Source organism: Ruegeria sp. YTSC192, from assembly GCF_059609705.1.
Window position 1 is genome coordinate 112082 of the sequence record NZ_JBXWMG010000003.1, and the last position, 17741, is coordinate 129822.

Genomic DNA, 17741 nt, shown 5'->3' on the forward strand with positions numbered 1-17741 from the left:
TTGCCCGAGTTACACGAACCACATCTTGCGCGAGATGTTGCCATTCATCATCTCTTGCGTTGGATCTGATTCCCAACCGTCCAGCTGGTTGCTGATGCCTTCGACAAAGTCGTTGAACATCGGGCAAATCAGGCCGCCTTCGTTGCGGACCATCTGGCCCATCTGGCTGTAGATACCCTTGCGTTTCTCGGAATCCAGTTCGGCGCGCGCTGCGAACAACATGTCGTCGAATGCCTGAACCTTGAAGCGCGTGTCGTTCCAGTCTGCGCTTGACAGGTAAGCAGTCGAGTACATCTGGTCCTGGACGGGGCGACCACCCCAGTAAGAGGCACAGAACGGCTGAACGTTCCACACTTCCGACCAGTAGCCATCATTGGGTTCGCGTTTGATTTCCAGCGGGATACCTGCCTGAGCAGCGGTTTGCTGAAACAGCGCCGCCGCATCCACAGCACCGGGGAAGGCGCCATCTGCAACGCGCAGAATGATCGGCGATCCATCGTGACCGGATTTCTTGTAGTGCTCGGCCGCTTTTTCAACGCTGAACTCACGCTGTTCGATGGTTTCATCGAACAGGGGGTAGGCCGCGTTGATCGGCATGTCGTTCCCGATCGAGCCATAGCCACGTAGGACTTTGTCGACCAGATCCGCACGGTTGATGGCGTACTTCAGAGCCGTGCGCAGTTCGTTGTTGTCGAACGGAGCCGTGTCACAATGCATGATGAACACATAGTGGCCACGACCGGCGGTCGAATGGACAGTCAGGTTGGGCGCGCGGCCCAGCAGGTCGGCAACTTTGGGCTCGACGCGGTTGACGGCGTGAACCTGACCCGATTGCAGCGCGGCTGTCCGGGCAGTTGCGTCGTTGATGACAACCACTTCGACGCTGTCGAAGTTACCGAAATCGCTGTTCCAATGGTTTTCGTACTTTGTGAACAGGTGACGGACACCAGGCTCGTCCACTTCCAGCTTATACGGGCCGGTCCCGATACCGGCACCCGGGTTGTCCATGCCGCCATCGGGCTGAACGATCAGGTGATAGTCGGCCATCAGATAGGGCAGGTCGGCATTCGGTTCGGTCAGAGTGACCTGGAAGTTGTCGCCATCGGCCTTCATCGACTCGATGCCCTTCATGATGCCCAATGCACCGGACTTGGAGTCTTCGTTCGAGTGGCGCTGCATGGTTTTCAGCACGTCTTCGCTGGTCATGGTCTTGCCGTTGTGGAACTCGACCCCCTGACGCAGCTTGAAGGTCCAGACCTTGGCGTCTGCACTGCCTTCGACGCTTTCAGCCAGGCGTGGTTCGATCGTGCCGTCAGGAGCAACTTCGACCAGTTGGTCGCCGAACTGTTTGCCGTTCTGGAACGGGACCGAGCTTGCATAGGTTGCCGGGTCCAGCGAGTTGGTCGATTCGCCGCCCTGTAGGCCGAATTTCAGATCGCCACCCTTTTTCGGGCCGGCTGCACGGGCCGCGTCGGCAAACATCGTGCTGGCCATGGCCGCTGATACGCCAAGAGCGGCGGCTTTGCCCATGAATTCGCGGCGGGTCAGTTTTCCTGCCGTCACCTCTTTGGACATGTGAGTGAGTTGTTCGTTCATTCAGAAGCTCCCAGTTGATTGTGTTCGCCCATTTTTGGGCTTTTTATTGACGCGTGAGTCAAAGTTGACGCATTTCAGCGGGTCGGGCAAGTGGAATTCCAACTCGCAAATTGGCCTTGCCTGACGATACCTCGTTTATTGGAAAGGTCATAGCGTCCTGTTTGTGCATCCTTCGCTAAGTCGAAAATGATCCATTGGTTGCCTCGGTTTCTATCGGGAGAATACGTCATTCTAGTCCCGAATTGCGACAATAAGGTCCATTACATTGGTTCCTGTTGGCCCGGTCACCAGCAAAGCATCCGCATTATCCAGAAAGGCCCCACTATTGGCGGCAGCCAGCGCCTCATCAGCGCCTTTGTTCCATGTGGCACCGGAAACGACCCCGCCCGCCGCGTTGGTTGGGCCATCCGTCCCGTCGGTTCCTCCGACCACGACCGTGATATCTTCAAGGCCCGAGATCTCATGCGCCAGTGCCAGGGCCAGAGCCTGATTGCGCCCACCCTGTCCGGGGTTGGAGGGCAGCACCACAGTCGGCTCGCCGCCGAAAACCATGACGCCTGATCCCATCTGCCGCAGCTTCTCACCGAGTGCGGTGGCGACAGCCAGATAATCGTCATGCAGAGCCTCTTCATTGGCCAGCACGGACAGACCCGCGTTCTCAGCCGCTTCGGTGGCCGCTGCACGAGCATGAGCGTTAGAGGCGATGATCTGCGTTTCGGCTTTGAAAGAGATCTGTTCAGGCAGGGCACCGATGCCCGAGCCGATGACGCTCAGGTCATCCCCCGGCACGTCCGAGATCGCCAGAACCGTGACCTGTCGGCCCGTGAATCGGGACAGCAATCCTCCGCCCTTGACCTTTGAGATCTTGCGCCGTTCCGCGTTCATTGCGGCGATATCAAGCCCCTCGGACAGCAGCTTTTTGTTCAACGCCCCCAGATCCGCAAGCGATTTGCCGTCGATCAGATCTTCGGCCAGTGAGGACGCGCCACCCGACACCAACAGCAGCAGATGCGCCTCGGACGGCATAGACTCAACCGCAAGGCGCAGTGCCTTGCCGCCTGCCAGGCTGCGGCTGTCCGGGACGGGATGAGAAGCCTCGATCAAATCTACACCTTTGGGCAGGTCGCGCCCGTGATCGTCCTTGGTGACCACTAGCGCAGGGATGTCTCCGAAATGATCCAATGCCGCTCGGGTCATTGCCGCGGCAGGCTTGCCAACGGCCAGAATGCGATCCGGTTTTGCAACGCCGGACAGAGCTTTTCGGGTCGCCGCGTATCCGTCCACTGCCGCGACTCCGGCTTGCCAGAGTGCGATGGCCTGTTCAGCGCGGGCCATCAAGTCTCCATCCAGATTGTCACTGGCCCATCATTGACCAGCTCAACGGCCATGTCGGCCCCGAATTGCCCTGTCTCAACCGCAATTCCACACGCGGCGAGGTTCTTGGCAAAGGCTTCATAAAGGTGTTTCCCGACTTCGGGCGCAGCGGCTTGCGAGAAGCCGGGGCGGTTGCCGCTGGTCGTATCCGCAGCAAGGGTGAACTGGCTGACAACCAGGGCCGAGCCGCCAATGTCCACAACAGACCGGTTCATTTTACCGGCCTCATCCTTGAAGATTCTTAGCTTGGAAATTTTCGCCGCCAGTTTAGAGGCGATCTCTTCGCTGTCACCTTGCATCGCGCATACGAGAATCATCAGGCCCGGCCCTGATTGACCGACAACGGCGCCATCCACCGAGACCGACGCCCTTGAGACCCGTTGCAAGACCGCGCGCATCGCTCCCCCTCATGTCGCATGCGTTCAGCGGTTGGTTTAACCGCCGCTGGTCCGCTTGTCATCTGGCGTCTTGCCCGCATTGCGGGAAAACCTGAGGTAACGCGGGTTCTGGCAACGCTACCCTTGCGACGTTGCCATCACGTATCCCACGCCAGCCGCCACCAGCAGGCCGAGGATCACCGCAATGGTTATCTTGATCGCAGACCACGGCCGTTCCCCCTGTACCCGCCCGGTCCGTCCGTTGACCACAAAGCGATAAGTCTGCCCGCGATATTTATAGGCAGCCATCCAGACCGGCAGCAGAATATGCTTGAACGTCACATCGCGCACATCCGTGTCCACCGCATGAATGCGCTGCCGGTCGCCGCCGATGTCAAAACGCACGTCGCGCTCGATCACCCGCGCCATATGTGCCCGCGCCTCAGAATACCCATCGGGCAGCTCGACCGAATACGCCTCGGCCCGGAACCCCGCCAGATATTGCGGCTGGTAGGGTTCAAGCGCCGGCAGATCCCAAGGCTCCAGCGCGTCGGTGTATTTCTTGGGCAGCGAGCGTGAGGCCAACACCAGAACGTCATCAAAGAACCGCGCAACGCGACCGGATTTCGGGCTCCAACGCACTTTGGCGACTTGTTGTTGCACGCGCTTCCCGTCGCGCATGACGGTGCGCGTTTCGTAATAAACCGTGCCGCGCTCCCCGCGATAGCTGGATTTGGTGTCTGCGTCGAAGGTCCAGTAGGGCACATAAATGCCCTGCATTTTTCGACCCTTGCGCGCATAGTCCTTCAACCCGTTCGGCGCGAACCAAAGCCGACCCAGCCAATCCCCCATCGCCTTGTGGGCGGATCGTTCATCCAGCGCAAAAGGCAATACGCCTTTGGGTTTGATATGCCGATTGATGCCCGTATCCGTCACTACCGGAGTGGCACAGAACGGACATTCCGCGGCGTGGGTATTCGGGTCAAACTCGACCTGCGCGGCACAGTTCGGACAGGACAGAACCCGCGTTTCCTCAATCTCGCTTTCCGGAAGGCGGTCGGTGATGGCGGCGTCGAAATCAAGCTCGCGCAAGCTTGCGCCGCCCCAGGGTCCTGAGCCGATGGGTTCCGAGTGGCCGCAATGGTCACAGGTCAATGTGCCATCGCCGGGATTGAATCGGTAGTCCGCGCCACATTGGTCGCAGGGAAAGCGGTGTTCTTCGGTCATCTGCCCGCCTGTTATCGCTTACGAACCTGGCGGAGGCGGGGGCAGGATCGTGAACAGTTGCGCCAACTCCTGCACCTCACCCGCTTTTTTCCAGCCGTCCTGACCTGCGGTCCAGACATGGGTGTCGCGGGTCAGTTCCCCTTCGGTGGCCATGCGCCCCATCTTGGCTTTGGAAAATGGCCCGCTAGTCTGACCGTCTACCGCGATATGCCACACATGCTCAACGGGGGGCGGAGGCGGCGGGGCCACATGCGCTGTCGGCTGCGGGGCAGCGGGGGCGGGCGATCCCCACGGTCCGCTCGGTTGGCCCGCTGCCATGTTCGCCATCTGATTGGCCATCGCCATGCCCATTCCCATGCCAAGACCCGCGCCCATGCCGCCGCCCTGACCGGGGTTGTTGGCCGCAGCCGTCATCGCCTCGGCGGCGGAATACTGGGTGAACTTGCCCAGATCACCAGCCAGCCCCATCGAGGTACGCTTGTCCAACGCGGCCTCTACCGCAGGCGGCAGCGAGATGTTTTCGATGTAGAACTCAGGCATCTCCAACCCATAGCCATCCAACACAGGCGAGACTTCGGCTGCAATCAGTTTGCCCAGATCGGCCGTATTAGCCGCCATGTCGAGAACCGGAATACCGGATCCGGCGATCACGCGGCTGAACTCTTGCACGATGATGTTGCGGACCTGAAAGCTGATCTCGTCCATGGTAAACTCACCATCGGTGCCGACGATCTCGACCAGGAATTTCGCCGGGTCTTTCACCCGCACCGTATAGGTGCCATAGGCCCGAATGCGGGTTGGTCCGAATTCCGGGTCGCGCAGCATGATCGGGTTCTTGGTGCCCCATTTCAGATCGTTGAACCGTGTCGTGTTGACGAAATAAATCTCGGACTTGAAGGGCGACTGAAACCCGTGATCCCAGTGCTGCAAAGTCGTCAGGATCGGCATGTTGTTGGTTTCAAGCATATAAAGACCCGGCGTGAACACATCTGCCAACTGCCCTTCATGCACAAATACCGCCGCCTGACCTTCGCGCACCGTCAGCTTGGCACCATACTTGATCTCATGGCCTTCGCGTTCGAACCGCCAGACCATGGTGTCTCGGGTGTCATCGACCCAGTGAATGACGTCGATAAATTCTCCGGTCAGAAAGTCGAAAATTCCCATTTGGGTTCTCCTGTCCTTGGGGTCAAAGCGGCTGCCCCATCAATTCGCGCGCAATGATCCGCACCACGGGGCGGGCCTGATCGACCGTCACTCCGGGCGAAAGACGCGGATCATAGAGCATTGTCAGTAGTTTCTCATCATGACTTGTCAGCAAGGCAAATTCGTCATCATCATTGAAGATCGAAGGCCGCGCGTAGGGGCTGTCATTTGACAGGCCCAGCCCTTGTGCAATCTCTTCGTGAATACAACTGCGCCGCACCAGATCGGGCAGTTCCGACCGGATCAGTGTCACCGCGCGCACGTATTTGTTCGGATCACTGCTGGTGGCCGAGGCGAACACAAAACAGTCGAAACTCGCGCGTGGGTTGGCGACCAGATCCAGAGAGGCCTGACTGATATTGGGCACCAGTTCCTTGAGGCGCGTGACAACATAGGCGCTGTCATCCTTGCCGGCAAAGAACACGTGAAAATTGGCCTTGCGACTGACGGTCGAGATCGGGTGGCCGGTCAGTTTGGCCAACCTTGCAGTGTAGGACTGGACCTGATCCGCGTCACTGGTGCGTGTTGCGGGCAGGACCGAGGGGCCGAACTCGGTCTGGATGCGAACCGGTCCCGACCATCGGCTGAGTTGCCCATCCGTCTGCCGCGATCCGAGCGAGACAGTGTGATCAGGATACTCGCTGTAGAAAGCGATGGCCTCGAAATTTCGGCTCAGATCGTCGGCGTCATAGGGGGTATCCGGCCCACCGCCATCGGTGCGCAGCAGGCCGCGGGTCAGCAGGTCCCGTTCGATCCGTTGATAGAAACGCGCAAGGTCCTGACTTGCCGCAGTCGGCGGCACGTAGGCATTCGCCGCAGGCGGCGGGGCCGAGGGCCGCACCTGGGGAACGACGGAAGAGGTCAGCGCCTCTTCGCACCCCGCAAGCGCCAGCAGGCCCAGAACACCAAGGCCTGATTTGAACCGGTTCAAAGGCCGCACGCCCAGCCCACCTTATCCCGGAACAGCCGTTCCGGCATTGTCGCCGGTCCCGTCACGCCGTGCTTTGGCTGCTGCCAGCGTGTCGCGCAGTTCAGTCTCCATTTTCTTCAGCTCTTCTTCGGCGGCTGCACGTTTGGCTTTGCCTTCATCTGCTATCGCCAGGCTTTCATTGATCGTCCCGATCAGATCAGCGTTGGCCTGTTTGACGGCTTCGATGTCGAACACGCCGCGCTCCATCTCTTCGCGGATCATCTTGTTGGACTCGCGCAGGTTGGCCGCGTTCGAGGTCAGTAACTCGTTGGTCAGATCATTGGCGTCGCGCACGGCAGCGGCGGCTTCGGCGCTGCGCTGGATGGTGACGGCCTGCGCCAACTGGGTTTCCCACAGCGGAACCGTGTTGACCAAGGTTGAATTGATCTTCGTCACCAGAGATTTGTCGTTTTCCTGAACCAACCTGATCGAGGGCAGCGACTGCATCGTCACCTGCCGGGTCAGTTTCAGGTCATGCACCCGGCGTTCCAGATCGTCTCGTGCGGCGCGCATGTCACGCAGCTCTTGCGCTTTCATGACCTGCTGATCTTCGGGGGCTGCCTGAACTTCGGCCTCTTTATCGGGGATGTCGTGGCTGTCCAGCTCGGTCAGCTTTTCCTCGCCCGCAGCGATGTAAAGCGCCAGCTCATCATAGAACCCCAGCGTTTTTTCATAGAGCAGGTCCAGCGATTTGATGTCTTTCAACAGAGTATGTTCGTGGGACAGCAAATCGTCTGTGATACGGTCGATCTGACCCTGAACCTCTTCGTATTGCGCGGTGAACTTGGCGAAGGGCGCGGCGCGGCCCAGCAGTTTCTCCCACCAGCTGCGTTCGCGGCGCACGTCCAGCTCACTGACCGAGAACCCCCGGATCGTGGTGACGATGTTGCGCAGGCTGTCGCCTGCGGGGCCAACATCCTTGTTGCGCACATCTGCAAGCATGGCTTGGCTGATCTCTTGCAATTCGGCCTGCGCGGACGAGCCGAAGGCGACGATCGAATTGGTGTTGCCCATATCGATCTCATCCATCCGCTTGCGGATCTCGGCGCTGACGGGTTCATCGGCCTCTTCTAGCGAGACGACCTCGGCCTGCGGTTCAGGCAAGGCCACGGCGGTGACCTCTTGTACCAGTGTTTCGGCCTCAACCGCTTTGTTTTTGATCTCGTCGGACATAGGGGTGTTCCTCGCTCAAATAAGAAGGGCCGGTCAGTCCAGCCGGACGCCTTCGCGCTGCAGTCTTTCGCGCAGCACGTCGATTTCGACCGTCAAATCACTACGGTCATCCAATAGCATTTTGCGCGTACGCGCGGCGAAATTCTGTTCCAGATCATCCAATAGGGCCGAATAGTCTGCCAAGGCCTGCCCGTCGCGGGTGCGGGCATACACATCCGCGAACTTAACCGTCGCATCGCGTGCGCCCTGCAGATAGACGGTCAGATACTTCCGTGCGCCCGCCAGATCGCGCGGGTCTTCTTCAACCGTGCGGAACAGATCGCGGGCAGTGTCTTGGAATCGTTCGACACGTGCCTCGATCCGGCGATCTCCGGCCCGTTTGATCGCATCCGTCATCTCGGCCAGGTGCTTTTCGGCATCGTCGACGACGCGGGCGACACGGTCTTGCTGGAACGTGTCTATGCCCTCCATCCCTTTGTTTTTCATGGGGTCCAAGCCGAAAGATACGGAATGCAGGGTCGCGGCGGCGGCACCAAACAGGATCGGGGCCACAAGGCTTGCCTGCGCTGCGGTCTCGGCGTCCAGAAACTCGGTCCGGTAGGACGCGAGCGCAGCCCCAAGCCCGGTCAGAACGCTTGCGAATATCTTTCGAGGAAAGGCCGGGCGACGCGCGGTTTTGCGGGCGTTATAGGCGGCCTCGGCCCGCAACCCTTCGCGCAGCAAAAACGCGGCGGCGGTCAGAAGGCCAGCAGCAACAAGGCCCATGGTCATGCCAATGGCGCCGTCATTCAGCGACAAAAAGACCAGAGGGATCGCGGGGATGAACAGGATGTTCGCCCGCGCGCCCGCAGGCTCGACCCGAGCATTGTCAAACTGACCGCGCGGCAGCGGGCTATCCGGCGAATCCTCACCCTGAGGGCTGTATTTGCCGCCAAACCGTTTGGCCATGGCTACAGACCCCCCAGAAGGCCGGTGCAGACGCCGAATAGCAGCACCAGAAGGGCCGCATAGGCCAGTTTTTGCACTCCGCTCCCGGACATTCAGCCCCCCAAATAGCAGCATTCACAGAAAATTTAGGGGATACGAGGGCTTGGCGCTAGGGGGAAGGTTGTCAAACCCGCATCACTTGCGGGGTTTCTTGCCGATCGGAGGGCGTTTTCGCTGCGGTCGGGTCGCGCGTTTCGCTGTTCCTTCGGGCTTTTCATCCCCATCCAGTCCCAGCTGATCGCGCATCACGCGGCGGCGGACTTCTTCAACCTCACCCGGTTTCAGGTCGCCCAGTTGGAAGGGCCCGTAGGACACGCGCAGCAGGCGGTTCACGGCAAAGCCGATATCCTCGATTGCGCGCCGAATCTCGCGGTTTTTGCCTTCGCGCAGGCCGATGGTCAGCCAGGCATTCGCGCCCTGCTGACGATCCAGCGAGACGGTCATGGGCTGAAACCGTTCGCCTTCGATCACAAGACCTTTGCGCAGGGGGGCGAAATCTTCGTCCTTGGGGCGTCCGTTCACCCGAACGCGATATTTGCGCAGCCAACCGGTTGAGGGAAGTTCCAGCTTGCGTTTGATGCCGCCATCATTGGTCAGCAGCAACAGCCCTTCGGAATTTAGGTCCAACCGGCCAACGGACATGACCCGAGGCATACCTTCTGGCAATTCGTCAAAGATCGTCGCGCGGCCTTTTTCGTCCTTGGTCGTGGTCACCAGACCGGTCGGCTTGTGATACAGCCAAAGCCGCGAGGGTTCGGGTTCCGAAACCGGTTTGCCGTCGACGGTGATCCTGTCTTTGCCGGTCACGTTCAGGGCCGGGCTGTTGATGGCTTTGCCGTTCACACTGACGCGGCCTGCTTCGATCATGCGTTCAGCCTCGCGCCGCGAGGCAACGCCAGCACGGGCCAGGACTTTGGCGATCCGGTCGCCGGGAGGAGGGGTGTTGCTCATGGCAGGGCCATACCCCATCCCGCCCGCTTGCGAAAGGCAGGTTTCTGGGGCAGTCAGAGGTATGGTGTTCAAATCACATATGGACGAGGCCCTGGCCGAGGCCCGGGCGGCCGCCGATCGGGGGGAGGTTCCTGTCGGCGCGGTGATCGTCGCGCCTGATGGTCGGGTTGTAGCCTCTGCCGGGAATCGCACACGGGAGCTGAACGATCCGACCGCCCATGCCGAGATACTGGCGCTGCGCGTCGCTTGTGCCGAGGCGGGCTCGGAAAGGCTGCCCGGTCATGACCTCTATGTAACGTTGGAGCCTTGCGCGATGTGCGCCGCAGCTTTGGCGGCAGCACGCATACGCCGCATCTACTATGGGGCATCCGACCCGAAATCAGGTGGCGTCGCCCATGGCGCACGGGTTTTTGCGCACCCGCAGGCCCATCACAAGCCCGAGGTTTATGACGGCATCGCCGCCGACGAGGCGGCCGATCTGCTCAGGCGCTTTTTCGCGAGCCAACGCGGTTAAGGTTTTACTACCATCTCACGCGGGATATCGGCCAGCGGTTGGCCGCCCTCCGGCGTCACTACAAAGCTCTCGGTTATCGCCAGCCCCCAGTCCGGAGTCCACAGTCCCGGCATTAAGTGAAACGTCATGTTTTCCTGCAATACCGTGGTGTCGCCGGGGCGTAGACTCATTGTGCGTTCGCCCCAATCGGGCGGGTAGCTGAGACCGATGGGATAGCCGGTACGGTTGGCCTTTTCATATCCGGCGCGGGCGAAACTGTCATAGACGCAGGTGGCGATTTCCTCGCATGTTGTGCCGGGGCGGGCGGCTGCCAGAGTGGCCTCAATCGCCTTCAGAACCGCCGCTTCGGCCCGGCGGATGTCATCCGGTGGATCGCCCAGAAACAGGCTGCGACTGGCGGGGCAGTGATAGCGCCGGTAGCAGCCGGAGATTTCGAAATAGGTGGCTTCGGCGCGCGCCAAAGGCCTGTCATTCCAGGTGATATGCGACGCCGATGCTTCGCGCCCTGACGGAGCAATCGGCACAATCGCCGGGTAGTCTCCCGCCAAACCAGGCAGGCCTGCGATGCCTGCGGCCTGTACTTGGGCGACAAGTTGGTTCTTGGGCAGGCCTTCGCAAAACGCCTCGCGCAGCACCCCGTGCATATGCGCGGTCAACTGGCCTGCTTTGCGCATCATGTCGATCTCGGCATCGCTTTTGACCGCACGCTGCCAGTTCACCAGACCCGTGGCGTCGATCGTTTCGCCGAAGGCGCGTTCAAGAATGCTGTGGCTTGCGGCGGAGTAGTAGTAATTGTCCATCTCGACGCCTAGCCCTCGGGTCCAGTCCCGGTCACGCAGCGCGAGAACCAGAGCGTCGACGGGATGGTGATCGGGGTGTTGGACGTGTTCTTCCGGCCAGTCCAGCAGGTCGGAGGGATCAAGCCACGTGGTCTGCGCGGCACCGGCCTTGTCCTGCGTGCGTCCCCACCAGAGCGGCGCGCCTTGTGCGGGCAGGATCACCATCTGCGGGACATAGAAGCTCCAACCGTCATACCCGGTGAGCCAGGCCATATTGGACGGGTCGGTGATCAGCAGGGTCTCAATCCCGCGCGCGTTCATCGCTGCGCGGGTTTTGCTCAGACGGTCCGCGTATTCCTGCGCGCTGAAATCTGACGCCGGCATCAGAGCGAGATCGCTTTCATAACTTCAGGCTCGATCACGTCCACGCCGGGCAGGCCGTCGATCAGTGTCTGCGCGGATTGCTCAAGTATGGGGAAGGTTTTGTAGTGGCAGGGAATCACCGTTTTGAAATTGAAATACCGTTTGGCGGCATAGGCGGTGGCTTTCATATCCATGGTGAAGTGCCCGCCCGCCGACAGAATGCCGATATCGGGTTTATAGTAATCCCCCATCCAATCCATATCCGCCATGACATCGGTATCGCCCGAGACATAAAGCATGCGCCCCTCGGCTGCGATCATGAAGCCGACCTCACTGCCGCCGGTGCGCAGCCCGTCCGGGGTCGAGAAGGTCGAGCTGTGCGAGGCTGGCACCATGGTGACCTTGATGCCATTCAGATTGACCGTTCCACCTTTGTTGAAGCCTATGGTCTCGATCCCTTCGGCCTCGGCCCAATAGCCCATGAGGTCGTATTGACCGACAACCGGCACCTTCAGGTGTTTGGCCAAGGGCAGGATGTCGACGACATGGTCGAAATGCGTGTGGGTCAGAAGGATATGCGTGGCACCTTCAACGGCTGCATCATGCTGATCTTCGGGCAGTGACGGGTTGCCGGTCAGCCAAGGATCGACCAGCAGCACCTGACCTTCGGTTTCAATGCGAAAGCTGCCATGGCCCAACCAAATGATGTTCATGAGAAATCCTCCTGCGATGCCTATTGGCATCACACTAGCATCCGTTATGTAAAAGTTCATGGATTGGTTTCAGGAAATTGATGGGTATTGCGAACGCCTGACCCCCGCCTATTGGGCCGAGCCGATCAACGCGGTGACCAACGCTGCGTTCCTGATCGCAGCTTTCATCATGTGGCGTAGGGTGCGCGGGCAGGGGATGCCTCTGGCGGTGCTGCTGGTTGTGATTGTCGCCATGATCGGGATCGGCAGCTATCTGTTTCACACCCACGCGCAGGTCTGGGCTGCGATGGCCGATGTCGCGCCGATCCTTTTGTATATTCTGGTCTATATCTTTGCGATCAATCGGGACGTCTGGCAGATGCGTCCGCTGCCCGCCACGATAGTGACCGCGCTATTCATCCCCTACGCCGCCGCAACCCTACCGCTGTTTCAACTGGTGCCGGGGTTGGGTGGGTCGGCGGTATATGCGCCGGTGCCGCTGCTGATTCTGATCTATGCCTTCCTGCTGCGCCATCGCACGCCGGAAACGGCCCGAGGGTTAGCAATTGGCGCGTTTATCCTGATCGCCTCGATCACCTTCCGCGCTTTGGATGAGCCTTTATGCATTCAGCTCCCGCTTGGCACGCATTTCATGTGGCACATCCTGAACGCAACCATGCTGGGCTGGATGATCGAGGTCTATCGCAGGCACATGACCCGCGCGTCTCAGTCCTGAAAGGCCGCGGCCAGGTTTTCGGGCAGATCGAATTCCTGCAGAACCCGCGCGCGGCCTTCGGCTGACATCTTGCGGGCGGTCTTTTCGACAATGCTCTGAATCTTTTCGGCCGAGTGTTTTGCTGCGAAAGGCGCAAAATACCATTTCAGGAACACGAAACAGATGACATCCTCAAGCGCCTGAACCTCATCATCGCGCTTGATGCCTTGTTTGCGTAGCATGCGCCCGGTCGCGTCGATGTCTTCCGCGTCGTACCCGGCCTGCTGCATCAGGCCCATGACAACCTCAGCGTGATGGACACCCTGCGCCTTGCGCCACGCCAGATATCCGGCGCGACCTTCGGGGTATTCACTGCGCGCCAGCTTCCAGCGTTCAACATGTTGCCCGCGGGCGGCAATCTGCAACTTGTCCGAGGCGTCAGGGAACAGCCTGTCCATCTCGGCGCTCATGCGCTGGCCATAGATCAGCTCGACCGGTTGTCCGTTTTCGATGTTGGGGTCTTGCCTGTTGGCCGCGTCGATCGCGTCCAGAACGGCTTGCTTGCGCGCGCTCATCTTCTGCTCCGTTGGTTCTTGCCGAACCAACCTTACGGTTCGGCGCATCACTCGGTCTACCGTAGCGGGTCGCGTCGAAAAGAGCAGTAGTCAATTGTAGCCAACCGGGCCGGGCATTAATCGCCCGACCCGGGGCAGGGGGTCTATCACTTGTTCGTCTTAATCTGATCTTGGCTGACAACCTCGGGGGCAGCTGTGGGAAAGGTCAGATCAGGTGTCAGAGTATTCATTGTCGGGCCAAAAGCCTGTGCTTGCGACGCGACAACAGTGGTGGCCACTACAAATGCAATCAGGAAGGGTTTCATTGTCTCTACTCCGGGTTTTGGCTGTGCCGTGGAATAGAAATGAACAGTTCAGTTTAGTTTTTCAAGAGTAAAAATGAACTAAACGGTTTACTTTTTTGCATGGGAGGTATGCAAAATGGAAAAGAGGCCATGTCAGATGATGCCAGGGTAGACCCTATCGCGCTCTTGCGACCCGGACCCCGGACGGGTAAATGCCCCCTAACGCATATGAGGTTTTCCGATGTCGATTGACCAAAGCACCGCCGCCAAGGTGGCCAAACTGGCCCGGATCAAGGTCGAGGACGACGCGCTGCCCGCGCTGGCGTCCGAATTCAACACCATCCTTGGGTTCATTGAGCAACTGAACGAAGTGGATGTCGAAGGCGTCGAGCCGATGGTCTCGGTCGAGCCGATGCGCCTGAAACGTCGTGAGGATGTGGTCACCGACGGAAACCAGCAGGACAAGGTTCTGGCCAACGCCCCTGACGCCCGCGAAGGCTTTTTCGCAGTCCCCAAAGTGGTGGAGTAAGACATGAGCGATCTGAACAAACTGAGCCTGGCCGAGGCTCGCGATGCGCTGCGCAAGGGTGACGTGACCTCGGTTGAACTGACCGAGTCCTGCCTGAAGGCCATTGATGACGCCGACGCGCTGAACGCTTTTGTCCACAAAACGCCCGAGATCGCGCTGGAGCGCGCCAAGGCTGCGGATGAGCGGATCAAGGGCGGCGATGCGCCCTCGATGTGCGGCCTGCCGATCGGCATCAAGGACCTGTTCTGCACCAAGGGCGTGCCCTCGCAGGCGGCATCGAAAATTCTGGAAGGTTTCAAGCCCGAATACGAATCCACCGTGTCTCAGCAACTGGTTGATGCTGGTGCTGTTATGCTGGGCAAGCTGAACATGGACGAATTCGCCATGGGCTCGTCCAACGAAACCTCGGTCTACGGCAACGCGGTCAGCCCGTGGCGTCGTGGCAATGACGACGCGCAACTGACACCGGGCGGATCGTCAGGTGGTTCGGCTTCGGCTGTGGCGGCAGACCTGTGTCTGGCCGCGACCGGCACCGATACCGGCGGTTCGATCCGCCAGCCTGCCGCTTTTGTTGGCATCACCGGTATCAAGCCGACCTATGGCCGTTGCTCGCGCTGGGGCATTGTGGCCTTTGCCTCCTCGCTGGATCAGGCCGGTCCGATGACCAAGAACGTGCGCGACGCGGCGATCATGCTCGAAGCGATGTGTGGCCACGACCCGAAGGACTCGACCAGCACCGAACTGGCGGTCCCGAATTTCGAGGCGATGCTGACCGGCGATATCAAAGGCAAGAAGATCGGTATCCCGAAAGAATATCGCATGGACGGTATGCCCGCCGAGATCGAAGCGCTCTGGGCTGATGGTGCGGCGATGCTGAAAGACGCAGGGGCCGAGATCGTCGATATCTCGCTGCCGCACACAAAATACGCGTTGCCTGCGTACTATGTGATTGCGCCTGCCGAGGCGTCCTCGAACCTCGCCCGCTATGACGGTGTGCGTTATGGCCGCCGTGCGCAACTGGCGCAGGGCGACGGCATCACCGAGATGTACGAGAAAACCCGCGCCGAGGGCTTTGGTCACGAGGTGCAGCGCCGCGTGATGGTTGGCACTTACGTGCTGTCGGCTGGCTTCTACGACGCCTACTACAACCGCGCCCGCAAGGTCCGCACCCTGATCAAGAAGGACTTCGAGGATGTCTTCGCTGCCGGTGTCGATGCGATTCTGACCCCGGCTACCCCATCCGCATCCTTCGGTCTGGGCGAGATGACCGAGGCCGATCCCGTACAAATGTACTTGAACGATGTCTTCACCGTGACCGTGAACCTTGCCGGTCTGCCGGGGGTCTCGGTGCCTGCAGGGCTTGATAAACAAGGGCTGCCACTGGGTCTGCAACTGATCGGTAGGCCCTGGGACGAGGGCGACCTGCTCAATACCGCCTATGCTTTGGAAAACGCCGCCGGTTTTGTGGCAAAACCGTCGAAATGGTGGTAAGTCTCGGGCCTGAAAGACATCAGACACGGAGGCGCAGCATGCGCTCTTTGCCTCTCATCGCGGCGATCTCGCTGATCGCCGCCTGTGATACGGTCACACCGATTGGCGGAACCGATTTCAACACGCCCGAGTATCAGGCCCAGCGTGATGCCCAACTATCCGGGCAGGGGAATGTCGTGAACCCGCTGCTTGCCCCGGTGGATGTTTCGGAACAGGCTCTGGACGCCCCGGATTCGACGTCGAACCTACCGGTTGCGACCGGTGCCAATGCCGACATCGCCAATCAGACGGCGGCGGCTTTGGCCGGCACATCGGCGCAGCCAAATGTCACCCCAGTGCCTGGCAATACCGGCATCTCCGACGAACAGGATTTCGGAGCCGTGTCCGAGCGCCGCAGCATCGAATCCGACGCTGCCCGTATCGAACAGAACCGCCAGACCTACGAAGTAGTCGCCCCCACAGCCGTTCCCGAACGCGGCACCGACGGGCAGCCCAACATCGTGCAATACGCGCTCAGCACATCTAACCCGGTGGGCACCCAGCTTTACAGCCGCGCGGGGTTCAACCTGCAGGCCAAAGCACAGCGCAATTGCGCACAATTCCCTTCGTCCGACCAGGCACAGATCGCTTTCCTGTCGAACGGAGGGCCACAGCGCGACCGCAAAGGGCTGGACCCGGATGGCGACGGCTATGCTTGCAGCTGGGACCCGAGCCCGTTCCGCAGTGCCATCAGTAACTAAGCCTGCGCCGATCTGGCACCCTACGCCGAATTTCGGCCCCCGCCGTGACGGCCTGACACCGACGCTGATTGTCCTGCACTACACCGCCATGGAAAACGCTCAGGCGGCACTGGAGCGTCTTTGCGACCCACAAGCCGAGGTCTCAGCACACTACCTGATCGGTTCTGACGGCACACTGTGGCAGATGGTGCGCGAAGAGGACCGGGCATGGCACGCAGGAGCGGGCGAGTGGCAGGGTCAGACCGACATCAATTCGCGCTCCATCGGGATCGAGCTGGACAATAGCGGCGCACACCCTTTCTCGGATTTGCAGATGGCAACGCTGGAGACCCTCCTGCCTCAGATCATGTCGCGCTGGGCGATTCCGCCTGGGGGCGTGATCGGCCATTCCGACATGGCCCCCGGCCGAAAAAGCGACCCCGGAGCCAAGTTCGACTGGCAGCGGCTCGCGCGTCAGGGGCTGGCTGCGACAAGTGGAGCAGAAACCGCCCCAGCAGACACTTCGTACGACAACTTTCGCACATTGGCCCGCGCCGCAGGCTTCACTGCGGATGTTCCGAACGAAACGCTTCTGGCCACCATCCGCCTGCGATACCGCCCTTGGGGCGCAGGTCCACTCTCTCCTGCTGACTTCAAGGTGCTCAAACCCGCCCCACGCGCGACCTGATCCGCTCTTCATCTGGCCCAAAATACCTCGGGGATGAATTGGCCACAGGCCAAGAAGGGGCTGGCCCCTTCCTCCGTCTCATCCCCCCTTGACGCGACCGGGAACACAGCATACCCACCCCTCTGCGCGGAGGGCCGGATGGCCGCTGGGGTCGCAAGACCCGAGAGGAAAGTCCGGACTCCACAAGGCAACGGTGCCGGGTAACGCCCGGGCGGGGCAACCCGACGGAAAGCGCCACAGAAATCAGACCGCCTGCGGCTTCGGTCAAAGGTAAGGGTGAAACGGTGGGGTAAGAGCCCACCGCGCCTCTGGCAACAGCGGCGGCACGGCAAGCCCCACCGGGAGCAATGCCAAATAGGGTCCCCGCGCGGGATGGTCGGCGTCTGCCGATACCACCGCTAAGCGCGTCTTGGCCGAGAGGGACCGGGTTGGCAGCTTGAGCCGCGCAGCAATGCGCGGCCTAGAGGAATGGTCATCGAAGGGGGCAACCCCGGAACAAGATCCGGCTTACAGGCCCTCCGCGCGTATCCT

General features: G+C 60.4%; 19 protein-coding genes and 1 other RNA gene. 7 read left to right on the top strand and 13 right to left on the bottom strand.

Features of this window, described 5'->3' with window-relative positions:
- Positions 1 to 9: 9 nt before the first annotated feature.
- From AC2FD8_RS06015 to AC2FD8_RS06055, 9 genes are all read right to left on the bottom strand, one after another.
- Entirely contained in the window at positions 10 to 1596 is a 1587-nt protein-coding gene (locus tag AC2FD8_RS06015) for an ABC transporter substrate-binding protein (RefSeq protein ID WP_496854518.1), read from the bottom strand.
- 231 nt (positions 1597 to 1827) lie between these two features.
- Positions 1828 to 2931: a glycerate kinase type-2 family protein gene (locus AC2FD8_RS06020; RefSeq protein ID WP_496854519.1), complete on the bottom strand. Its 1104-nt coding sequence runs from the start codon at positions 2929 to 2931 to the stop codon at positions 1828 to 1830.
- Positions 2931 to 3368 (bottom strand): D-aminoacyl-tRNA deacylase, encoded by a 438-nt coding sequence (gene dtd / locus AC2FD8_RS06025; protein WP_496854520.1) that lies wholly within the window; start codon positions 3366 to 3368, stop codon positions 2931 to 2933. Before dtd ends, AC2FD8_RS06020 begins: the two co-directional genes overlap by 1 nt.
- Before the next feature lie 117 nt (positions 3369 to 3485).
- Positions 3486 to 4574 (bottom strand): TFIIB-type zinc finger domain-containing protein, encoded by a 1089-nt coding sequence (locus AC2FD8_RS06030; RefSeq protein ID WP_496854521.1) that lies wholly within the window; start codon positions 4572 to 4574, stop codon positions 3486 to 3488.
- A gap of 18 nt (positions 4575 to 4592) precedes the next feature.
- A complete protein-coding gene (locus tag AC2FD8_RS06035) occupies positions 4593 to 5741 on the bottom strand; it encodes an SPFH domain-containing protein (protein ID WP_496854522.1) in 1149 nt (382 codons plus the stop codon).
- Positions 5742 to 5763: 22 nt separating this feature from the next.
- Complete coding sequence (locus AC2FD8_RS06040; protein WP_496854523.1) at positions 5764 to 6720, bottom strand: DUF2927 domain-containing protein; 957 nt, start codon at positions 6718 to 6720, stop codon at positions 5764 to 5766.
- Between the two features lie 12 nt (positions 6721 to 6732).
- On the bottom strand, positions 6733 to 7923 hold the full coding sequence (locus tag AC2FD8_RS06045; RefSeq protein ID WP_496854524.1) for a toxic anion resistance protein: 1191 nt from the start codon (positions 7921 to 7923) through the stop codon (positions 6733 to 6735).
- Positions 7924 to 7956: 33 nt separating this feature from the next.
- Positions 7957 to 8871 carry a 5-bromo-4-chloroindolyl phosphate hydrolysis family protein gene (locus AC2FD8_RS06050; RefSeq protein ID WP_170678291.1) on the bottom strand — a complete coding sequence of 305 codons (915 nt, stop codon included), beginning with the start codon at positions 8869 to 8871 and terminating at the stop codon, positions 7957 to 7959.
- 174 nt (positions 8872 to 9045) lie between these two features.
- Entirely contained in the window at positions 9046 to 9861 is an 816-nt protein-coding gene (locus AC2FD8_RS06055; RefSeq protein ID WP_496854525.1) for a pseudouridine synthase, read from the bottom strand.
- A 61-nt stretch (positions 9862 to 9922) separates the two neighbouring features.
- Between AC2FD8_RS06055 and AC2FD8_RS06060 the strand changes: the two genes are divergently transcribed.
- Positions 9923 to 10375 (top strand): nucleoside deaminase, encoded by a 453-nt coding sequence (locus AC2FD8_RS06060; protein WP_496854526.1) that lies wholly within the window; start codon positions 9923 to 9925, stop codon positions 10373 to 10375.
- Here AC2FD8_RS06060 and AC2FD8_RS06065 read toward each other — a convergent pair.
- Entirely contained in the window at positions 10372 to 11538 is a 1167-nt protein-coding gene (locus AC2FD8_RS06065; protein WP_496854527.1) for a M24 family metallopeptidase, read from the bottom strand. The genes AC2FD8_RS06060 and AC2FD8_RS06065 overlap by 4 nt on opposite strands.
- Positions 11538 to 12230, bottom strand: a complete 693-nt coding sequence (locus AC2FD8_RS06070; protein ID WP_170678296.1) for a metal-dependent hydrolase — start codon at positions 12228 to 12230, stop codon at positions 11538 to 11540. Before AC2FD8_RS06070 ends, AC2FD8_RS06065 begins: the two co-directional genes overlap by 1 nt.
- 58 nt (positions 12231 to 12288) lie before the next feature.
- Here AC2FD8_RS06070 and AC2FD8_RS06075 point away from each other — a divergent pair, with 58 nt between their 5' ends.
- Entirely contained in the window at positions 12289 to 12945 is a 657-nt protein-coding gene (locus tag AC2FD8_RS06075; RefSeq protein ID WP_496854528.1) for a ceramidase domain-containing protein, read from the top strand.
- On the opposite strand, the gene AC2FD8_RS06080 is transcribed toward AC2FD8_RS06075, so the two are convergent.
- Together AC2FD8_RS06080 and AC2FD8_RS06085 are read right to left on the bottom strand one after the other, a co-directional pair.
- Positions 12936 to 13499, bottom strand: a complete 564-nt coding sequence (locus tag AC2FD8_RS06080) for a DUF4202 domain-containing protein (RefSeq protein ID WP_496854529.1) — start codon at positions 13497 to 13499, stop codon at positions 12936 to 12938. The two genes, AC2FD8_RS06075 and AC2FD8_RS06080, sit on opposite strands and share 10 nt — an antisense overlap.
- A 146-nt stretch (positions 13500 to 13645) precedes the next feature.
- Complete coding sequence (locus tag AC2FD8_RS06085; protein ID WP_496854530.1) at positions 13646 to 13804, bottom strand: hypothetical protein; 159 nt, start codon at positions 13802 to 13804, stop codon at positions 13646 to 13648.
- A gap of 220 nt (positions 13805 to 14024) precedes the next feature.
- Between AC2FD8_RS06085 and gatC the strand changes: the two genes are divergently transcribed.
- The 5 genes from gatC (at position 14025) to rnpB (ending at position 17736) form a co-directional block, all read left to right on the top strand.
- Positions 14025 to 14312, top strand: a complete 288-nt coding sequence (gene gatC / locus AC2FD8_RS06090; protein WP_170325838.1) for an Asp-tRNA(Asn)/Glu-tRNA(Gln) amidotransferase subunit GatC — start codon at positions 14025 to 14027, stop codon at positions 14310 to 14312.
- A gap of 3 nt (positions 14313 to 14315) precedes the next feature.
- Positions 14316 to 15803, top strand: coding sequence for an Asp-tRNA(Asn)/Glu-tRNA(Gln) amidotransferase subunit GatA (gene gatA / locus AC2FD8_RS06095; protein WP_496854531.1), 1488 nt, complete (start codon positions 14316 to 14318; stop codon positions 15801 to 15803).
- A 38-nt stretch (positions 15804 to 15841) separates the two neighbouring features.
- Entirely contained in the window at positions 15842 to 16543 is a 702-nt protein-coding gene (locus tag AC2FD8_RS06100; RefSeq protein WP_496854532.1) for a hypothetical protein, read from the top strand.
- On the top strand, positions 16494 to 17210 hold the full coding sequence (locus AC2FD8_RS06105; protein WP_496854533.1) for an N-acetylmuramoyl-L-alanine amidase: 717 nt from the start codon (positions 16494 to 16496) through the stop codon (positions 17208 to 17210). The genes AC2FD8_RS06100 and AC2FD8_RS06105 overlap by 50 nt, the downstream gene beginning before the upstream one ends.
- Positions 17211 to 17336: 126 nt before the next feature.
- Positions 17337 to 17736: RNase P RNA component class A (rnpB, locus tag AC2FD8_RS06110), an RNA gene on the top strand.
- The last annotated feature ends 5 nt before the right edge of the window (positions 17737 to 17741 follow it).

Coding starts and splice junctions, on each gene's coding strand:
- AC2FD8_RS06015 (WP_496854518.1), bottom strand. CDS start 1,596: ATGAACGAACAACTCACTCACATGTCCAAAGAGGTGACGGCAGGAAAA.
- gatC (WP_170325838.1), top strand. CDS start 14,025: ATGTCGATTGACCAAAGCACCGCCGCCAAGGTGGCCAAACTGGCCCGG.
- AC2FD8_RS06100 (WP_496854532.1), top strand. CDS start 15,842: ATGCGCTCTTTGCCTCTCATCGCGGCGATCTCGCTGATCGCCGCCTGT.
- AC2FD8_RS06065 (WP_496854527.1), bottom strand. CDS start 11,538: ATGCCGGCGTCAGATTTCAGCGCGCAGGAATACGCGGACCGTCTGAGC.
- AC2FD8_RS06055 (WP_496854525.1), bottom strand. CDS start 9,861: ATGAGCAACACCCCTCCTCCCGGCGACCGGATCGCCAAAGTCCTGGCC.
- gatA (WP_496854531.1), top strand. CDS start 14,316: ATGAGCGATCTGAACAAACTGAGCCTGGCCGAGGCTCGCGATGCGCTG.
- AC2FD8_RS06050 (WP_170678291.1), bottom strand. CDS start 8,871: ATGGCCAAACGGTTTGGCGGCAAATACAGCCCTCAGGGTGAGGATTCG.
- AC2FD8_RS06080 (WP_496854529.1), bottom strand. CDS start 13,499: ATGAGCGCGCGCAAGCAAGCCGTTCTGGACGCGATCGACGCGGCCAAC.
- AC2FD8_RS06030 (WP_496854521.1), bottom strand. CDS start 4,574: ATGACCGAAGAACACCGCTTTCCCTGCGACCAATGTGGCGCGGACTAC.
- AC2FD8_RS06085 (WP_496854530.1), bottom strand. CDS start 13,804: ATGAAACCCTTCCTGATTGCATTTGTAGTGGCCACCACTGTTGTCGCG.
- AC2FD8_RS06105 (WP_496854533.1), top strand. CDS start 16,494: ATGCTTGCAGCTGGGACCCGAGCCCGTTCCGCAGTGCCATCAGTAACT.
- AC2FD8_RS06045 (WP_496854524.1), bottom strand. CDS start 7,923: ATGTCCGACGAGATCAAAAACAAAGCGGTTGAGGCCGAAACACTGGTA.
- AC2FD8_RS06020 (WP_496854519.1), bottom strand. CDS start 2,931: ATGGCCCGCGCTGAACAGGCCATCGCACTCTGGCAAGCCGGAGTCGCG.
- dtd (WP_496854520.1), bottom strand. CDS start 3,368: ATGCGCGCGGTCTTGCAACGGGTCTCAAGGGCGTCGGTCTCGGTGGAT.
- AC2FD8_RS06035 (WP_496854522.1), bottom strand. CDS start 5,741: ATGGGAATTTTCGACTTTCTGACCGGAGAATTTATCGACGTCATTCAC.
- AC2FD8_RS06060 (WP_496854526.1), top strand. CDS start 9,923: ATGGTGTTCAAATCACATATGGACGAGGCCCTGGCCGAGGCCCGGGCG.
- AC2FD8_RS06070 (WP_170678296.1), bottom strand. CDS start 12,230: ATGAACATCATTTGGTTGGGCCATGGCAGCTTTCGCATTGAAACCGAA.
- AC2FD8_RS06075 (WP_496854528.1), top strand. CDS start 12,289: ATGGATTGGTTTCAGGAAATTGATGGGTATTGCGAACGCCTGACCCCC.